Source organism: Lacinutrix gracilariae, assembly GCF_042684485.1.
In the GTDB taxonomy this organism is placed as follows: Bacteria; Bacteroidota; Bacteroidia; order Flavobacteriales; family Flavobacteriaceae; genus Oceanihabitans; species Oceanihabitans gracilariae.
In genome coordinates this window covers 1,534,153-1,552,375 of sequence record NZ_JBHULM010000011.1, presented here as the reverse complement: position 1 = coordinate 1,552,375, position 18,223 = coordinate 1,534,153, and the positions used below count along the sequence as shown (strand labels likewise).

General features: G+C 30.5%; 15 protein-coding genes and 1 tRNA gene. 1 reads left to right on the top strand and 15 read right to left on the bottom strand.

Annotation, left to right across the window (positions count from 1 at the left end):
* Positions 1 to 68: 68 nt before the first annotated feature.
* From ACFSSB_RS13795 to ACFSSB_RS13770, 6 genes are read right to left on the bottom strand one after another with little or no spacing between them, the layout of a single operon-like run.
* The gene (locus ACFSSB_RS13795; protein WP_379905249.1) at positions 69 to 1,358 is read right to left on the bottom strand and encodes a hemolysin family protein; all 1,290 of its coding nucleotides are present in this window, start codon (positions 1,356 to 1,358) and stop codon (positions 69 to 71) included.
* Positions 1,358 to 1,552, bottom strand: coding sequence for a hypothetical protein (locus ACFSSB_RS13790; RefSeq protein ID WP_379905247.1), 195 nt, complete (start codon positions 1,550 to 1,552; stop codon positions 1,358 to 1,360). The genes ACFSSB_RS13795 and ACFSSB_RS13790 overlap by 1 nt, the downstream gene beginning before the upstream one ends.
* Positions 1,553 to 1,595: 43 nt before the next feature.
* Positions 1,596 to 2,147 (bottom strand): LPS export ABC transporter periplasmic protein LptC, encoded by a 552-nt coding sequence (gene lptC / locus ACFSSB_RS13785; RefSeq protein WP_379905245.1) that lies wholly within the window; start codon positions 2,145 to 2,147, stop codon positions 1,596 to 1,598.
* Complete coding sequence (locus ACFSSB_RS13780) at positions 2,147 to 3,475, bottom strand: hypothetical protein (protein ID WP_379905243.1); 1,329 nt, start codon at positions 3,473 to 3,475, stop codon at positions 2,147 to 2,149. The genes lptC and ACFSSB_RS13780 overlap by 1 nt, the downstream gene beginning before the upstream one ends.
* 20 nt (positions 3,476 to 3,495) lie before the next feature.
* On the bottom strand, positions 3,496 to 4,803 hold the full coding sequence (locus ACFSSB_RS13775) for a hypothetical protein (RefSeq protein WP_379905241.1): 1,308 nt from the start codon (positions 4,801 to 4,803) through the stop codon (positions 3,496 to 3,498).
* Positions 4,803 to 5,531 (bottom strand): type III pantothenate kinase, encoded by a 729-nt coding sequence (locus tag ACFSSB_RS13770; protein ID WP_379905239.1) that lies wholly within the window; start codon positions 5,529 to 5,531, stop codon positions 4,803 to 4,805. The genes ACFSSB_RS13775 and ACFSSB_RS13770 overlap by 1 nt, the downstream gene beginning before the upstream one ends.
* A gap of 148 nt (positions 5,532 to 5,679) precedes the next feature.
* Here ACFSSB_RS13770 and ACFSSB_RS13765 point away from each other — a divergent pair.
* A tRNA-Phe gene (locus tag ACFSSB_RS13765) sits at positions 5,680 to 5,755 on the top strand.
* A gap of 277 nt (positions 5,756 to 6,032) precedes the next feature.
* Here ACFSSB_RS13765 and ACFSSB_RS13760 read toward each other — a convergent pair.
* The 9 genes from ACFSSB_RS13760 to ACFSSB_RS13720 form a co-directional block, all read right to left on the bottom strand.
* Positions 6,033 to 6,215: a hypothetical protein gene (locus tag ACFSSB_RS13760; RefSeq protein WP_379905237.1), complete on the bottom strand. Its 183-nt coding sequence runs from the start codon at positions 6,213 to 6,215 to the stop codon at positions 6,033 to 6,035.
* A 277-nt stretch (positions 6,216 to 6,492) separates the two neighbouring features.
* Entirely contained in the window at positions 6,493 to 6,906 is a 414-nt protein-coding gene (locus tag ACFSSB_RS13755; RefSeq protein ID WP_379905235.1) for a DUF7793 family protein, read from the bottom strand.
* Between the two features lies 1 nt (position 6,907).
* Positions 6,908 to 7,393 carry a hypothetical protein gene (locus ACFSSB_RS13750; RefSeq protein WP_379905233.1) on the bottom strand — a complete coding sequence of 162 codons (486 nt, stop codon included), beginning with the start codon at positions 7,391 to 7,393 and terminating at the stop codon, positions 6,908 to 6,910.
* A gap of 383 nt (positions 7,394 to 7,776) precedes the next feature.
* Complete coding sequence (locus tag ACFSSB_RS13745) at positions 7,777 to 9,243, bottom strand: hypothetical protein (protein WP_379905231.1); 1,467 nt, start codon at positions 9,241 to 9,243, stop codon at positions 7,777 to 7,779.
* 5 nt (positions 9,244 to 9,248) lie between these two features.
* Positions 9,249 to 11,210, bottom strand: a complete 1,962-nt coding sequence (locus ACFSSB_RS13740) for a T9SS type A sorting domain-containing protein (RefSeq protein WP_379905229.1) — start codon at positions 11,208 to 11,210, stop codon at positions 9,249 to 9,251.
* 66 nt (positions 11,211 to 11,276) lie between these two features.
* A complete protein-coding gene (locus tag ACFSSB_RS13735; RefSeq protein WP_379905227.1) occupies positions 11,277 to 11,690 on the bottom strand; it encodes a hypothetical protein in 414 nt (137 codons plus the stop codon).
* 186 nt (positions 11,691 to 11,876) lie between these two features.
* Positions 11,877 to 15,599, bottom strand: a complete 3,723-nt coding sequence (locus tag ACFSSB_RS13730) for a sigma 54-interacting transcriptional regulator (protein WP_379905225.1) — start codon at positions 15,597 to 15,599, stop codon at positions 11,877 to 11,879.
* An 8-nt stretch (positions 15,600 to 15,607) separates the two neighbouring features.
* Positions 15,608 to 15,979: a response regulator gene (locus ACFSSB_RS13725; protein ID WP_379905223.1), complete on the bottom strand. Its 372-nt coding sequence runs from the start codon at positions 15,977 to 15,979 to the stop codon at positions 15,608 to 15,610.
* 78 nt (positions 15,980 to 16,057) lie between these two features.
* Positions 16,058 to 18,202, bottom strand: coding sequence for a sensor histidine kinase (locus tag ACFSSB_RS13720; RefSeq protein WP_379905221.1), 2,145 nt, complete (start codon positions 18,200 to 18,202; stop codon positions 16,058 to 16,060).
* Positions 18,203 to 18,223 lie beyond the last annotated feature (21 nt).

Genomic DNA, 18,223 nt, shown 5'->3' with positions numbered 1-18,223 from the left:
ATAAAATTTTAGAGGGCTTCTTGTTGGTAGGTGATTTATGTGTGATGCCTTAAGAGGAACCAGTAAAACTAATCTTGGTCTAACACTTTTAATTCTACTAAATCTATTTTAGTATTAGATACTTCTAGAATAGTAAACTCAAAATTATCAATAGTTACTATTTCTTCTTTTTGCGGAATTTCTTCGGTATGCGCAACAATTAAACCTCCTAAAGTTTCATAGTTTTCTTCTTCTGGAAGGTTAAGCTTAAAGGTTTCATTTATATAATCTACCTCTAATCTTGCTGAAAACTTATAGTTGTTTTCGTCTAGTTTTTCTTCAATTAAAACTACTGTATCGTGTTCATCTTCAATTTCACCAAAGAGCTCTTCAACAATATCTTCAACAGTCATAATTCCAGAGGTTCCTCCATACTCATCTAACACTACTGCTATACTTTTATGTTTTTTAATAAGCACGTTAAGCACATCATTAATTAGCATGGTTTCTGGAACAAAACCAACAGGAAGAATAATAGATTTTATGGTTTTGGGCTTTTTAAAAAGCTCAAAAGAGTGCACATAACCTAAAATATCATCTATATTATCTTTGTATACAATAACTTTAGAGCAGCCTGTTTCTGTAAAAATAGCGTTTAAGTTTTTAATAGATTCATTAATTTCTACAGCTATAATTTCGGTTCTAGGCACCATGACTTCTCTAGATTTTACTTCGGCAAATTCTAGTGCATTTTGAAAGATTTGTATTTCAGAATCTATATCATCATCTTCTTCAACAGATTCCATTTGCTCGCTAATATAATTACCAAGTTCTACTTTGGTAAAGGCTAACTGCACTTGATCTCCTTCGGTTTTAAAGAACTTTTTTAGTACAAAATCTGAAATCCAAAGAACAAAATCTGATATAAAAGTAAATAGTACATAAAATATATATGCAGGAAATGCCAATATTTTTAATAAAGAATTAGCATAAATTTGAAAGAATACTTTAGGTAAAAACTCTGCAGTAATTAATATTACTATTGTAGAAATTATAGTTTGTGTTAGTAGGCTAAAATCTACAAACATATAGTTAACAAAACGGTTAGTAGATGGCAACATAGATTGAAACCAATTTACTAACAAATCACCCATAAAAAAACCATAAACTACTAATGCAATATTGTTACCAATAAGCATTGTTGCAATAAATTTTGATGGTTTTACGGTAAGCTTAGTAAGTATTTTTGCTAAAAATCCTTCTTGTTTTTTTTCTATTTCTATATGTATTTTATTAGAAGACACATAGGCAATTTCCATACCTGAAAAAAAGGCGGAAAGAATTAAACAAACAATGATAATAACAATGTAAACACTCATTACTTAGCGTTATTGTTGTCTTTATATTTATTATTAAATTTTCTTCGGAAGAAAAACATAAATATAGCTAAAGCAGTAAATGCTAAAGATATATATGTTCTGTTACTATCTACATTCCAATTTGTTACAGCATCATATAAAAATAATGCGGCAAAAAACAGGTATATGTATTGAAAAAACTTAGCAATTTTCATTTATAATATTTTGGTTGAAAGTTATTAGTATCAAATATAAGTATTATTCTTCTAGTGTAATAATACCATCAATTTCTAAAACCTGTGCTTTTTTAAATTCGGAATCCGAATCAAAACCGTTTCCGTTTATAAGGTCACGACCTTGTCTAAAAGTAACGGGTTGGTTTGTAAATAACCATTCGTCACTTTGGTCATAATACAACTGCTCTGCAAACAAGGTATCTTTTTTGTGTGATGTAACCACTACATTACCTTGCAAATCGATTAGGTTGGTTTCTTTATAAGAAATAGCGTAATCTGCTATTACTGTATTTTTTTGGTTTAACTCGTCATACATATGTAAGACAATACCTTCTGGAAACTCATTATACCCAAAATCTCTATTGGTAAAATCTAACATTTTAGGACTAATAAGATTTGCGGTTACTCTACCAGAATCTGTGTATTTTAAATTAATGTCTTCAGCAACACCAATAGGTTGATCTTCTGAAACACCAATTTTTTGCACCTCGTTAAAGTTGCTTTTACATGAAAAAAACAAAGTCACAGTAAATACTGTGACTAAGCTTTTTATATATAAATTATGGATTTTCATTATAGGTTTGGTACAGTTACACTTCTACCAATCCAACATCCAATACTAATAGTTTGTCCTGCTTTTCCTGCAGAGAAAATTTCAGATTTACTTGGTGCTTTAGCTTCATAATTAGCAGCTAAACTAGAACTTCCTGCTTTTCTTGCTTCTGCAGCAGCTAACCAAAATACAGCTCTTTTGTTAAAGTTTGTATCTCCACAGCTATTTGCACTTGCAGCATACATTCTAGCAATTTGCTCGTATGGTTTTTTATCTGATGGGTTTTGAGCTAATGCTTTCATAAAGTATTCTCTAGCCTTACCATAGCTACCTTTTTGTTTAAAGTCTCTACCAATAGTATTGTAAAGTTTAGCTTTTCTAAAAGGATCTGTTTCTAACTGTAAAGTTTGATCAAAGTATTGTTGCTCACCAGTAATTAAGTATAAGTAATACGATGTTTTTGCGTTAGGCTCGATGCTGTTTTTTTGTTTTACCACTTTAACAAACATTGGGTCTTCTTTACAACCTTTTTCGTATAATTTATTCATTGCTCTTTGTAACCAAACACCATCATTTTTGTTTTCTTCGTAATCTTTTTGGTATAAAGGAATAAGGTTATCACAATTTGCTCTATCTCCTAATTTAGAATCTACACTACCAGAAATTTGATCAAAAGCTTTTAATGAGCTCTCATAATATCTTTTGTATTGTCCTTCTTTTTTAGTTAAAGCAGTACCAGCATCTTCTTTAGCAATTAATTTATTTAATCCTTCAGAGCTACTTTTTACTTCTGTTTCAATTTTATCTACAACATCATCATACTTATCAAATAACTCTTGGTCTGTTTTCTTACCAGCATCATATAAATCTACCATTAAAGAAAAGTAAGTATATAAAGATTTCGCATTTTTAAATGTTTTTAAATCTGTAGTATACGCTTTATCAAAGGCATTGTAAACGTCTTCATCTGTTAAACCTAATTCGGTTTTATAGTCATACATTAACTGTGCTTTGTCTGATAATAAATCCCCTATTTTAGTTTTACTAGGAAAGTTTTCTAACTTTTCATCCCAAAGTTTTAAAAGGTCTTTTATAAAAGCAACTTTTTCTGCTCCAGTTGCGTTTTTAATTTTATGCTTAAGAATTTTTTCTCCGTCTACAGGAATAGCGTTATTAAATTTAGGCCATTTAGTACGCACTTCCATCCATGGTTCATAAGCTGCATCGTAATTTTTAGCTTTCACATATTCATGAAAAATAGAAAGCTTTGTCATTGCTTCTTCGTTTTGTGCAAAGCCAAAACCAAGTCCTAGAAATAGTATTGCTAATAGTGTAAATTTCGTTTTCATCGTCTTCATAATTTTTGATCTTAATCGTATTTGCTTTTTTGAAACCATCTATCGTTCAAAGATAAACTTAATTGGAAATTAATAAAATTCTCTTGTATTAAATTTAAGTTAGTTGTACCACGCTTACCTACTTCAAAACCTAAGTTTGCGTTAGAGAATAAATTACCAACTGGTAATCCTACTCCAAAAGATATGCCAAACTCATTTATAGACTCACCATTAATAACTAATCCTGTTTTTTCTGTTCTAAATCCAGCACGATATACCATACGTTTTAAGTACGATTTGTAGGCATTATAATCTGGAATATAAAAACCACCTAATGAAAAAGTACTACTGTTTTCATAGGTAGTTACTGCACTTGATGATGTATACAAGTCATTACTAAACTTACTTGTTTCTTGAAAAATACTTTCTACACCTACAAACCATTTTCTTGGATCACCAATACCAACACCAAAAGAAAATTTAGCTGGCATAACTAAGTCTGTTTCTTCTAAATCTTGTGTTTCTAAATCTGCTTCTAGCGTATTTATCACAGATTCTAAACCTGATGCGCTATTTATAACAATGGTATTTAATGATCTTTGGTTTTTAGATTTTAAATCACTTCTAGGCGAATAGGTAGCACCTGAAACCAGCTCTAAGTTACCGTTGATTTTTGTTTTGTAAGAAAGACCAAGGTTATATGTTAAACCACTAATATCTGATCTATTATTTTCTCTTGTTTGGTATTGCACTAAACTACCATCTTCATAAAGGTACTCAATAGTGCTTCCTTCAATATTACCAAAGTTATATTGCAGATCAACACCAAAACTTAAATCGTTTGTTAATTGATATCCTGCAGATAAATAAGTTCTGTTAACACCACCATCTCCTCTATATTTATTGGTAATACCATCATCACCATAAGTCTCTAGCTTATATCCTACAGAAGTATATGGCAATAAACCAAAACCAATACCTAATTTACCAAGAGGTAATGAAACAGCTATATAATCAAATGTAGAAACAGAAGTACGATCGCTATTAGTATCACTTTTTAGCTTTGTAGAATTGTGGCTTCCAGCAACCGAAAACGTCATTGGTCTACCTTCATTGCCATACAAGCCTAAACTATTACCTCCATAGGAAGCAGGGTTTCTTAGGTTTATATGTATACTGTCTGTATAAATACTTAATCCTCCCATACTTCTATTTTCAACAGTACCTTTAAATTTAAGGCTACCCATTCCGTAAAAGGAATATGGTGAAGAAGTACCTTCTTGAGCGAAACTTTGAATTGCAAATAATGCAATAAAAACTATTAGCAGTTTTTTTATCATTAGTGTGTATTATATTGTAAAATAAAATTTAATCCCTGTAAAAGGAAATTAGAGTTGGCAAATATGCTACTTTTTAATTGTTTAGACAAAAAATTAGTGTCTCCTCCTGTTAAAATAACTGTTAAATCAGGATATTTTAACCTATATTCTTGAATTGCTCCATCAATTTCATGTAAAACTCCTTTTACAACACCAGAATGCATAGAGGTAACTGTACTAACTCCTATACTATTTTTTGGTATCTCTGTTTTTAATAACGGTAAATTTGCGGTAAAATGATGTAAGGCTTTATAACGCATTTGTATTCCTGGTGAAATAGCACCACCTAAATACTCGTTTTTGCTTGTAATACAATCAAAAGTGATACAAGTACCTGCATCAATAATTAAAACATTTTTATTAGAATATTGTTGCACAGAGGCACAAACTAGAGCAATTCTGTCTATTCCTAAAGTTTTAGGCGTACTATACAAATTTTTAAAAGGCACTTTTGTTTCGTGATTTAAAACAATTGTTTTGTAATATTTATGCAAATAAGCTACATCTGCTTTTTTTAATTTGCCTACCGAAGAAAAAATTGCCTTATCAATGTTTTTATATTCTTTTCTTATAATTCTTAAGGTTTGCAACACATCTTCACTAAGCACCTTATAAGCCTTTATAAGCTTATCTTGTTCAAAAACAGCAAGTTTTACAAAAGAATTACCAACATCAATAATTAGATTCATATCATTTTTAAAAGCATCAAATTTACAAAATGAGTTATTTTAAAACCCTCTTTTTTGCAATTAAAAAAAATAAAAAAAATATTTTTCGTTTTTTTCTTTGCGAATCCCAAAAAGGTACATATATTTGCACTCGCAATTTTATGCAACTGGTGCCTTAGCTCAGTTGGTAGAGCAAAGGACTGAAAATCCTTGTGTCCCTGGTTCGATTCCTGGAGGCACCACCACTTTAAACCCTTGACACGTTTTTATAAACAAGTTAAGGGTTTTTTGTTATACCACACTTTAGCTCATTAAATTTGCGTTTCTACACAGCATTAACTAGCTAACTAATTATTGAAAAGTCTTTATTACTTATAGATGTTTACTTGAATTGCTTAGACGCACAGAAAGCAGCCTACAACTACAGTATACTGCTTTATATAATTTACACCTTGATCTAGTTACACAAACTCCTGTAGCTTCTTTGAAGATCCTGCTACACGTTATGCTTACACGAAACTACTAGTTACCTTCTTTTAAATTAACATCTTCTGCTTCAGAATCAAATCTTTTAAGGTACGATTTTAGTGGTATTGTATTACTCTCTGATGTATTAGAAGTAAACAATTTATTTGAAGAATTTGAAAAAGAAGCTTTCACTTCTTCTTTATTATTATCCTGAGAATTAGTAGAGGAATTTTGCATATTTTTCAACGTTTATTTTAATTAATCTTACTAAACTTATTAAATTATCTTACAAATTTGAACCACCCATTTCTAGCATATTAACTATCAAAAAGCCACTATCTAGAACAACCATTATCTTGCAGAATGTTTTTGATTTAACAACACCTCTGCTTGTATTTTAACTGAAACAAAACAACTACATACAGACGCTGTTAACACTTTATTTTTTGCCAAGAAACTCATTATTACTTACACCAAGCTCCACATGCTCCTGACAACATAAAATGGATACTATTTAATTGTTTTTATAAAAATCATTTTTAGCTTGCAAACAATATTCTTTTGCTGATTCTATATTATCAAACACAACAAAAGGCGTTGCAGGCTCATATATTCTTTTATAACTAGTTATAACCAGTCTTACTCTCATGCTATTGATTACATAAGCTTCAGAAATCCTTAACTTATTTAATATTGGCGAATTAGCTAATAAACTAGCAGACTCTCTTGTAAGCACTCCTTGAGCATCTCTTAAATCAATTAAAAACGGCATTGGCTTACCTTTACACAACTTATCAATTACCTTAACAAAAACTTCAATTTCTTCTGTTTCAAGATTATAATTAAATTCTCCTCTTTTAAATTCACAGTAAAGAATACCATTGTCAGTCCAAAATTTTGAGTTTCCTATTCGAATTACATCTTTCATACTAACTCTCGCAGCTAATAGAGTTAAAAACATCATAGTATTGATGACTATAGCGCTCAGCCAAACTAAGGTCTTTAAACACTAAATTTGGCACCTTAGTATCACTAAACAACATGTAATAAGAAAGTAAAACTTTTTGTTTATAGTTTTTAACCAAAAACACCTTTGATAACACACAACCTCTAATCTTACAGTTGTTTGATAAAAGTTTAAATAATTTTACAGAAACCGAGCTGCTAACTTCACTAAGATCAAAAATCACAGGCAAATAAGAGCCATCTGACAAAATGGAAATAGCTTTACAAAATAGCTCCTCATACCCTTTACATGTAAAGTCTACCACAGAGTCATCATACAACTTACAATAGATAATATTTTGGTCTAACCAAAATTTAATATTATTAATAAGTATTTCGTCTTTCATTACAGTTACTTTGTTTAAAGATTTCATACCAATAGAAGTGCCAAAAAGTGTTTCTAAAAGCAAAAACTTCGTAAACACCATGAAAATCAATCGATTAAATTATTAGTGCTATTTTAAAGAAAATACTCACCTATCGATATTCCGTGAAATAGGACACCTAAATGAAGAAATTGACGGAATACCGTCAATCATATAATACTTTAAACACTTAAATTCACTACCCAATATAAAAGCATATATAGCTAAAAGACTTCAAGACCTCAACATATAAAAAGAGCGTTTGCTCTAAAAAAACCATTTAACCTATTGCTTTTTTTAACAAGCAGAAAAACAGATAAATAAAAATTAAAAACTATTAAACACCTCTTATTTATAATAAACAAGAGGTGTTTTCATCTATTCACTTACAATCTTTTTGTTGGCAACTATCTTTTAGAATTACACCTTTATTTAATATTCATATTTAAAGAAAATACCGTTATTGATGTTGTACCAGAACCAGTTAATCGCTCTCCCCAAATTTCAATATAATCTCCAGGATCTAGCGTAACAGTTCCAGAAATAGAATTACTAGAAATATCTGAGGTATTATTAACACGCATTAAAGTATTTGTTTCAACCAAAGTTTCTGTACCATTTCTTTGTATAAAAAAAGCGTAATAATCACCTACACCTGAATTACCTCTAACAGATAGCGTTGCATTTATTTGAAATGTTCTTGTTTTCTTACCTAAATACTTTAATCTGTTATCTTGAGGAGAAGACATTCTTAACAAATTAACAGCAGCAGTGGAGTTAGAATTACTATTTCCTCGCAAGTTTAACGCAGTACCATTTGTAACAGTTTGCACAAAACCAGTAGTAATACCTCCATCATAATAAATATTACCACTTGCAAGTTGATCTGATTCTACCGGAATACCAGGACAATCTATTGTCCATGCATTACTAAAACTAAACCCAGCATAACACCCAGCAGTATATCCTTTTACATACTGCGTACTAGTACCACTAAAGCTAACACCTGTTAATATACCTTTACCAACAGCAGGACTACTACTTACATCTAAACCAATATTAGCACCATTTATCTCTGAGAATCCACCTTGTTTTTCAATAATGCCAAAAGTACCTGTAAAGGTTTCATAAGTCCCAGAATTATTAGAAAACCATCCCATGTTACTCAATAATAAATCGGTTATATTACTATACGTTATTCCTGTAGTATTTCCTGCAAACTGAACTATACTTAAAAACACCAACCCGAAACCATCAATAGAACCTACAGATGCTGAACTAGCAACTATAGAATCTCTAAAAACAAAGTTTTCTGTACTTGTACCTGTTAAATTAAAAACAGTTCCTCCTGTAGCAGTTAGTGTTAAATTTCTAATACTCCCTCCACTAGAACCCACAAACATAGTTCCTCCTGTTTTCTTTAACACATCCTCATTAGTATCTAATCCTACTAAGTAAGCATTATTTAAATCTATAGACTGTGCCAACGTAACCTCTCCATTAATTTCATACAATGTATTTGAAGATAACAAGTATTTACTTCCTCCTCCTGCTGCCAACTCATCACTTAAATCTGCTGCAGAAGAAATAATTTTATGATTACTTCTTGTAACCGAAGCTGAATCCATTTTTGTCCAAACACTAGATTTGAAAAAATAAAATGCATTTTCTGTAATGTCATAAACTAACAAACCATTAGCTGGACTTGCTATAGCAGCTCTTTCTGCTGATGTCATTCTTGGAGCCAACATTCCCTTTTCTGTAGAACTAAGATCTAACATTGAAGAAGCGTCTGGTGTTAATGTTCCGATACCTACTTGCGCTAAAGCATTATAATTAAAGCTTACAAAAGCTATTAAAGTTAATACGGCTATTTTTATGTTTAATTTTTTCATAATTATTAGTTTAATATTTTTTTAGTTAGTTTACTGTCAATGGTTTCTACATTAACCAAATAGACCCCTTTACCTTGATTAAATGGTATCTGCACTCTATCCTTGTTATTTAAGTTTGTATTGGTGTTTAAAATTTCTTGTCCTAAAACATTGTATATTTTTATGCTTTTTATTGTAATTCCATCTGTATTATTGACTACAATATTGTTTTGCCCATCATAAAAAACATTTATATTTAAAAGGTCTGCATTTGAAGTAGACAAAGATTCTTGTGGCAAAAACACCAAAGAGTATCTATCTAGATATTCACCAGCTGGTAAATTGATACTAAAATTAGAAGCACTTAAATTGTGTGTAGTATTTAAAACATTATCCTTTAAGTAGATTGTATTTTGAAAATTATCTATTTCGTCAATCATAATTTCATGCAAACCTGCTTCTGAAATCACAATACCTAACGGAAGCTCTATACTTTCATGAAAAGCATCAACTCCTTGAATAGCGAACTTTTTATTTAATTCATCATCTACAACAAAGAAAAGGTCATCATCTCTATTATCTATTAACAAGGCATCATAACCAAGGTTATAATGTATATCTGCAGGAGAGTTAGGCAAAAAAGCTAAAAGTAATTGTCTATGAAACCCTTCAGGATCTTGATATCCTATTCGTATATATTGATTATTAACATCTCTATCTGAAACACTAGAACCATCATAAAAAACTGAATTACCTGAAGACTCTGTAACAAAAGCCCTTTGCGAGTTATTAAAAACAATAGAACCGCTTGCATAAGCATTTACAAAAAAACCTTGACCTATTGGTACATAACGATTAGGAGCCTCAGCACTTCCTGCTGAACCAAGACCTCCTACTAAAGATGCAGGCACAGAAGGAGCAGTTCCACCTGATAAGTTACGAATAGCATATCCTCCTAAATAATCTGTAGTACCATGCGAGGTTGAACCTCCATCTACCCAAAAATAAAGGGCATCAAATAGCGCTAAATTATCTGTAATAAACGCTTCTGCATCTAAAGCCGAAGGATATGGATTACCTAACAATGATTCTTCTCCAGAATTAATAGGCATCAAATACTCGCCATTATTAGGCGCACCATAATACACGTAATTTTGACTAGTTAAAACAGTATTTGTTCCTTTCATGGTATACCCTTCTGCTGGGTTTAACGCACTATTTTGGTTTAAACTAACCCAATCTCCATACGCTCCTACACCTTGTAAGTATTTGTATATCCATCTTGTATTAATAGTTAAAGAAGTTGTTACGTTACCACTACCATCTAAAACAGATGGCAAGCCATTATAAGGTGAACTAGTACTAAATGACATTGCCTGTGGATTAAACGGGTTTACATCTGCATCTGAACCATCAAACTTACCGTCTAGTAAAGTAAAAACACCTCCATTATTTACAGGTGCAGACCAATAGTTATATTTATAAGCAGAAGCATAACCTTGTTGATCTATTAATATCTTACCAGAACTTACTGTGTTAGCATCTACTCCTAAATGTGTCTGTACAAGTTGCGCTTCACCTGTTAAACGAATATCGCCACTCACTAAATTTAAAGCGTTCTCTACTTGCAGTGCAAAACCATCTTCAACAGACACTCCTTTTTTACTTATTGCAGTAATATCTATTTCTAAATTATTAAACTGAATAGCATTTGAAGTACCAGAAATACTTACTAGAGGATTGTCTGAACTTTTAAAATAGGTGGTTCCTGATGTTGATGAAGTGTTACCATTATTTATAAAACTATCATTTAAATAAAGGTTTCCGTTGCTTTCATGGCTTCCTGTATTTTTATTAGTGTATTCGTTTTCAAAATACACATTGGTTGCTGGCTCAATTTGTAGTAAGCCTTCATTCACAATTTGCGAATAGCAACATAAAAAATTAAAAAGAAGAAAGCATTTTAAAAAAAAGTATTTCTTTGTCATAGGTTAAGGTTTTGGGGTTAGTATTGGGCATGTATAATAAAAAGGGAAAATTATTTGAGTAAGTTATTAGCTAAGTGCGTTATACACTTTATTGTTTTCATCACAGTAGCGAAACGCAGCTTTAAAGTTTTTAAAAACTGCATCTGGAATAATAGTTATACGTGTAAAATTCTGAAGACTTAAAAGAATTTTTAAAAAGTAAGAATTAACCAAAAAAGTTTCTGAAAGAACAACCGACTTGATTTTGGAATTATTAGATAGAAAACGGAACACCTTAATAGAGTTATAAAAACTAAGGCTTCCTATATTTATTAAAATAGGCAAATATGTATCCTGTGATAATTTTGAAATAGAACTTGAAAAAACATCTTCTAAATCTTCATCTAAACATTTCTCATTAAAATCATTATACACATCACAAAAGATGACATCTTGATCTACTTTAAAATTAAATACGTTTACTAACTTGTTGTTTTCCATGGTTATTAGTTTGGAAAACGTATTCCAATACAGATGCCAAACTAGACTCAGAAGCAAAAAAAAACCATAAAACACTTATTTACAGCGCCTTATGGTTTTATAGTAAATTTTAAGAAATATCAAAAAATCGACATACCGCGAATATTTCAGACGAAATACTCCAACTAACGGTATACCGTTAATTTATTATGGCTTTACAATTTTTAATTTAGTCATTCTATCTCGTAATGTACTTGGTTTTAATTTTAATACATCAGCAGCTCCATTAGAACCACTAATTTTCCAATTACATTGCTCTAATACCTGCACAATATGGTTGCGTTGCACAGTATCTAGACTCAAATCTTTATTATTAATTAATTTGGCCTTTTGCACTGAAGATTCAAAACCAGGAACAACTAAAGTATCTGTAGTAGATAAAATGGAAGCACGCTCAATTAAGTTTTCTAACTCCCTAATATTTCCTGGCCAATTATATGCTTTTAGCTTATTCATAGCATCATCAGTAATATACTGAATGCTTTTACCATAAGCTTTATTAAATTTATCTACAAAATGTTCTACCAACAATGGCACATCTTCTTTTCTATCTCTTAAAGCAGGCACATTAATAGGAAACACATTTAGACGAAAATATAAATCTTCTCTAAACTCCTTTTTTTCAATAGCATTTTTTAGATTTCTGTTTGTTGCAGCAATTACACGAACATCTAATTTTTTTGATCCACTAGAACTACCAACAACCTCTATTTCTCCTTCCTGTAAAAATCTTAGTATTTTTGGCTGCATATCTAAAGGCAACTCGCCAATTTCATCTAAAAATAAAGTTCCTTTATCTGCTAGTTCAAACTTTCCTACCTTATCATTTACAGCTCCTGTAAAAGACCCTTTTTTATGACCAAACAATTCACTTTCAATCAGCTCTCTAGGTATTGCAGAGCAATTCACCTTAATTAAAGGCTTATTATTACGTAAACTAGTATTATGTATAGCTCTAGCCAATAATTCTTTTCCTGTTCCAGACTCTCCTAACAACAAAACTGTAGCGTTTGTAGGAGCTACTTTTTCAACCTCTGTTAAAACATTACTAAAAGCCTCACTACCATAAACCATTTCTTCATAGTTAAACACAAGCTCTAACTCATTTCTTAAATAAACATTTTCTTGCTCTAACTGTTCTCTTAACTGGTTTAACTCTTTATTGACTACTGTAAGTTTTTGATTGGCTATTGTAATTTTATTTTCGGCAATTTTACGCTCTGTACTCTCTACCATAAGAGACACTACATTCGCTATTGAGGTTGCAAACTCAAGATCTTCTGCACTCCAATCTCTTAAAGAATCACCTACATGTTCAAAACAAATAATACCATAATATCCTGTGGCACTATTAATAAAAACATCCATAAGTGATGTTATATTATTTGGTTTTAAATAAGGGTTTAAAAATAGTTTAGTAACAGCATTATTTTGAACATCTTTAACCAGTAAGGCCTTTTTTGCATTTAAAGCTTCAAAGTAATCTGGATTATCTGCGTATTGAATTTCCATTCCTTTTTCAATACTACCTGTTCTTAAATTGAATAAGTTTTCACAATGTAATATTTTCTTATCCTCATTAAACTTCCAAACACTTACTCTTCCTACATTTAAGGTTTTAGCTGCTAATTCTGTAATTTTATTTAATGAAGAAGAAAAATCTTCACCTACTAGATTGGCTAATTTTAAAATTACATCTTTCTTTTCGTTAGATTTTTTAGCTCTATCAATTAATACTTGCTTTGCCCTTAACTCTTCTGATACATCTTTAACAGTAGCATATAAAGCAACAACCTCATGTTTGTCATTTTTTATGGTACCTGTATAAAAAGATGCTGTAATTTTTTCACCATTTTTTTTAATGATATCAAAATGAAACTCTTTTGCTTCTTCACTAGCTACATCTTCATAACTTTGTAAAACTGCTTCATGGTCTGATTTTTGCCAAAAAGGATAAGGATGTCCATGATCTGTTAGCTCTTCTTTAGAGTAACCCGTTATCTTACACAAGGAATCATTAACCAAAATAATTTTAGTATTTAACCCTGTAATAAGCAAACCTTCTTGCATAGACATGATAAGCTTGTCTCTAAATTCTTTGGCTAATTGTAAAGCTAATTCTGCCTTTTTTCGTTCTGTTATATCTTGTACTGTAGAAAAATTTGCGGTTTTCTCTCCGTTTTCATCATACAGACTAGATATTGACACATACACAGGAAAGCGTTCTCCATTTTTACGCATGTATGTGTTTTCGTATTCTTTTTTATTCTTATTTGCTAATAATAACTTGTAACGCTCATCGTTTCCTTCTCTGAGTTCTGGTGGCGAATATGGAAACGGACGTTTTACACCTATTAATTCTTTTTCAGAAAAACCAGTCATTGCGCAAAAGGCAGGATTTACACGAATTATTTCAGACTCTAAATTTATAACTACCAAGCCTTCACGCATAGAGTTTAAAAGACTAGACGAAAACTCTTTAGCATCTCTTATTTCTTTTAAATTATTTTGCCATTCTGTAATATCACGAGCAATAGCGAGTACTTTACCATCATTTTGAAGTTTTGCAGACACTTCAACCTCTAATACAGAACCATCTTTACGTTTATACTTTCTAGGAAATAAAATAGATTTTCCGTCTAACAACTCTTGATGTTTTACTGTATTTTGAATTAACTCATCTACATAAAAATCTTGTATTTTTAGTGTAGAGAACTCTTTTTTAGTGTATCCTAAACTTTGGTAAGCAGCTTTATTAAATGAATATATAGTCCCTTCTAAGCTATAAGAAATTATAATATCACTTGCTTGACTAACCAAAGACTTATAAGACTCTTCTTGTTTTTTTACTTCTGCTTTAATATTAAATTTTACAATAGCCATTTTGGCTAATCTAACAGCAGAATTTAATTCTTTAATATCATCTAAAGAAGGAGTATTAATAGCACTACTATAAATAGCAAAAGTACCTAACACCTCATTGTTTTCTGAAAGTACAGGAATAGACCAACAAGATTTTAAATTATATTTTAAAGCAACATCTTTATACTTTTTCCAGAATCTACTAGTACTTATATCTGAAACAACAACTGGTTTTTTTGTAAATGCAGAAGTACCACAAGACCCAACCTCATCACCAATAACTATGCTTTTAACAAATTCTTTATACTCTTTTGGAATAGAAGGCCCAGAAACAAAATCTAGATGAACACCATCTTCACGCATTAAACTAATAGAACCATAGTATTCTGGATGCAGTGACTCATAATTAGAAAGTATATGATTAAATATTTTATAAAGCGAGGTGTTGCTAGCTATTAAATCTAAAACCTCGTTTTCATTAACTAATATTTGTTGTGCTTTTTTACGTTTTAACGCTTCTTTTTCTAGATCTAAATTTTTTTGTTCTAGTTTACTAATAAGCCTTTTACTGTATAACTTTAAAGCTTCTTGCTCTGTAAACTCTAATTCTTTTTTCGTTTTTTCAACTAGTGTTGCTTTTTTAAAAATATCATGAATTAACTCTATAATTACCTCTGGATCTGTTGGCTTTCTTAAAAAATGTGTTGCTCCTAATTTAAGAGCAAAATCTTCATCTAGTTTATCTGTATAGGTAGAAGTGTAAAAAACAAAAGGAATATGCATTAGTGATGCATCTTTTTTACAAGCTTGACACAGCATATACCCATCCATTACAGGCATTAAAATATCAGAAATGATTAGGTCTACTTTATTGTTTTTTAGTTTTTCTAATCCGTCTCTTCCATCATTAGCTTCAATAACCAAAAAGTTAGCCTGCTCAAGAATAATCTTTAAAAAATAAAGATTTTCATATACATCATCTACTATTAAAATAGTTTTCTTTTTCACTATTTACATCATTTGGTATTATAGACACTTTCCATTTGACTTATAAAAGTATCTGGATTAATAGGTTTTTCAATATACCCATTTGCTCCTGATTCTATTGCCTTCTCTCTATCTCCTCCCATTGCATATGAGGTAACTACAATAATTACTGTTTCTTTTGGAAGCCCATTATGCCTTAATTTAACACATAATTCATGTCCATCCATATCTGGTAACTGAATATCTATTAAAATAATTTCGGGATGTTTTTCATGCGCTAACTTTAAACCATCAATAGCATTATACGCCTTTAAGATATTAAAATTATTTTGTTCAAGTAAATAAGATAACATATACATATTCTGCTCGTTATCTTCAATTATTAAAATATTTGGGCTCATTTAATTTGTTAATTTCAATATCAATACATAAAACTTTAAATATACATAATTGATATAAAACTGTACTTACAATTGTTATTATTTATCGGGAGAATAATCTAAAGGTAAAATAAATGTAAAATTACTTCCTTTGCCTAATTCACTCTCGGCGGTAATACTACCTCCTAATTTTTCAACTAGGTTTTTACAAATAGCCAAACCCAAACCTGTTCCTTCATGATTTCTACTTAAACCTGCTTCTAACTGAATAAAAGGCATGAATAGTTTTATTAGATTTTTTTTACTAATACCAATTCCTTGATCTATCACTTGCGTTATTAGTTGATTATCTTTAACTGCTACCTTTACTAGTATATCTCCTTTTTTTGAAAATTTAATAGCGTTTGAAAGTAAATTTAGCAGAATTTGCTCTACACGTCTTTCATCACTTACTAGTGTTATTTTCATTTCGGAAATCTCTGTTTTTAAATGAAGGCCTTTAGCTGAAGCTTGTGGTGTTAAAAAATCGAGTGTGTTTTTTAAGGACACCAAATAATCAAAAGGATAATAAGAAACTTTTAATTTACCTGCTTCTATTTTAGAAATATCTAAAACATCATTAATTAAACCCAATAAATGCTCACCACTATTTTTAACCATAGCTAGTTGCTTTTTTTGTTCCTCATTTAATGGTCCTGCTAATTCTTTTAATAAAATACCTGTAAACCCAATAATAGAATTCATTGGTGTTCTTAACTCATGAGACATGGTAGCTAAAAATGCAGATTTCATTAAATCTGCAGATTGTGCTTTTACTTTTTCTTTTTCTAGCTCTATAGATTGAACATTCATATCTTCTAAAAGATTTAGCAAAGCCTCTCTACTATCATGTAGTTCTTCGGTTCTTAAACGTACTAACTTTTCTAAATTGTTCTTATAAATCAACAACTCTTTTTCGTTGTTAATTCTTTCTGTAATATCTGACGCAATACCAATAAATCCATATCTATTATTATCGGCATCAATAAGTTTTACTGCTTTTGCTTGAAACCAAGTAACAATCCCATTTTTATCCTGAAATCTTAGTTCTGATTTAAATTCGGTATCATTTAGTATGGTATTCTGCCATTCATTTACTACTCTTTCTCTATCCTCAGGATGTATTGCTTTTTGCCAACCAGCATCTAAAGATTCTTCAAGGCTCAAACCTGAATATTTAACCCATTGTTCATTTACATAAGTAAACGCTCCTTTTTTATTGGTATTAAATATAACAACTGGTGCATTTAAAGCAAGACTACGATATAGCATTTCGCTTTTTTCAATTTTTGATTTAGAAGATTCATAAACTTGATTTAATTTATCTTCTTGCTCTTGTAACTTACTGTTTACAATCTGTTTTAATCGTAGCGATTGTCCTTTAAAAAACCAAACACTCCAAGCTCCTAAAAAAGAAATTATTAAACCAAACACCATATAGCTTATTGCTGTATTGTATGTTTCGTTAGTTGGTACAACATACAGTTTCCATTCTCCAGAAGTCATTTTTATAGGCACTGCAAAAGACTGGTAAGACGACATGTCTTTTTCTAAAAAAAACTCTTCCTTACCTGTTTTAAAATTAACTCTTGACAACTGATAAATAAAGTCTTTATCTTTTTCAGTATCTATATTTAAATCGTTTAAAAAAGTAGATAATGTAGTTACAACAGCAGAAAAACCAGAGAATTTATCATCTATAAAAATAGGCTGTCTACTTACCATACCTATGCCTCCTTGTTTTAAATGAACTGGGCCAGCTATAAAAAAATCTTTTCGTTCTATTGTTGCTAAAGCACCACTACTAGCTTCAATACTTTTTATAATATTAAAACCAATTACTTCATTATTTTTTAAAGGATACACGTGCGTAATAAACCCATCAGCATCTACTAACTCTACAACGTCAAAATATTTATTTCGTTCTAAAAGTTCACTAGCTATGGTATTAAAATCGTCTGGAATACCATTTCGTTCTACAATGTATGCCAATGTTTTTGTAGCAGAATGGCTATACATTACTAGAGCCTGTATTTTTTCCTTAATTAAATCTACTTGATTACTTAATTCTTTTTTGTGTTGATTTTTATTTATCACATACTTTTGATATGCAATAAACTGTGTGATAGCAAGCAATATTATTAAAGTGGTAAAACCCCAAACAAAAGGTTTTTTAAGTAAAGAATAAAAAGCAATCCTTGTCATATAAAGCAAATATTAAATGGG

Coding starts and splice junctions, on each gene's coding strand:
- ACFSSB_RS13725 (WP_379905223.1), bottom strand. CDS start 15,979: ATGAGCCCAAATATTTTAATAATTGAAGATAACGAGCAGAATATGTAT.
- lptC (WP_379905245.1), bottom strand. CDS start 2,147: ATGAAAATCCATAATTTATATATAAAAAGCTTAGTCACAGTATTTACT.
- ACFSSB_RS13775 (WP_379905241.1), bottom strand. CDS start 4,803: ATGATAAAAAAACTGCTAATAGTTTTTATTGCATTATTTGCAATTCAA.
- ACFSSB_RS13760 (WP_379905237.1), bottom strand. CDS start 6,215: ATGCAAAATTCCTCTACTAATTCTCAGGATAATAATAAAGAAGAAGTG.
- ACFSSB_RS13745 (WP_379905231.1), bottom strand. CDS start 9,243: ATGAAAAAATTAAACATAAAAATAGCCGTATTAACTTTAATAGCTTTT.
- ACFSSB_RS13720 (WP_379905221.1), bottom strand. CDS start 18,202: ATGACAAGGATTGCTTTTTATTCTTTACTTAAAAAACCTTTTGTTTGG.
- ACFSSB_RS13735 (WP_379905227.1), bottom strand. CDS start 11,690: ATGGAAAACAACAAGTTAGTAAACGTATTTAATTTTAAAGTAGATCAA.
- ACFSSB_RS13780 (WP_379905243.1), bottom strand. CDS start 3,475: ATGAAAACGAAATTTACACTATTAGCAATACTATTTCTAGGACTTGGT.
- ACFSSB_RS13755 (WP_379905235.1), bottom strand. CDS start 6,906: ATGAAAGATGTAATTCGAATAGGAAACTCAAAATTTTGGACTGACAAT.
- ACFSSB_RS13740 (WP_379905229.1), bottom strand. CDS start 11,210: ATGACAAAGAAATACTTTTTTTTAAAATGCTTTCTTCTTTTTAATTTT.
- ACFSSB_RS13795 (WP_379905249.1), bottom strand. CDS start 1,358: ATGAGTGTTTACATTGTTATTATCATTGTTTGTTTAATTCTTTCCGCC.
- ACFSSB_RS13790 (WP_379905247.1), bottom strand. CDS start 1,552: ATGAAAATTGCTAAGTTTTTTCAATACATATACCTGTTTTTTGCCGCA.
- ACFSSB_RS13770 (WP_379905239.1), bottom strand. CDS start 5,531: ATGAATCTAATTATTGATGTTGGTAATTCTTTTGTAAAACTTGCTGTT.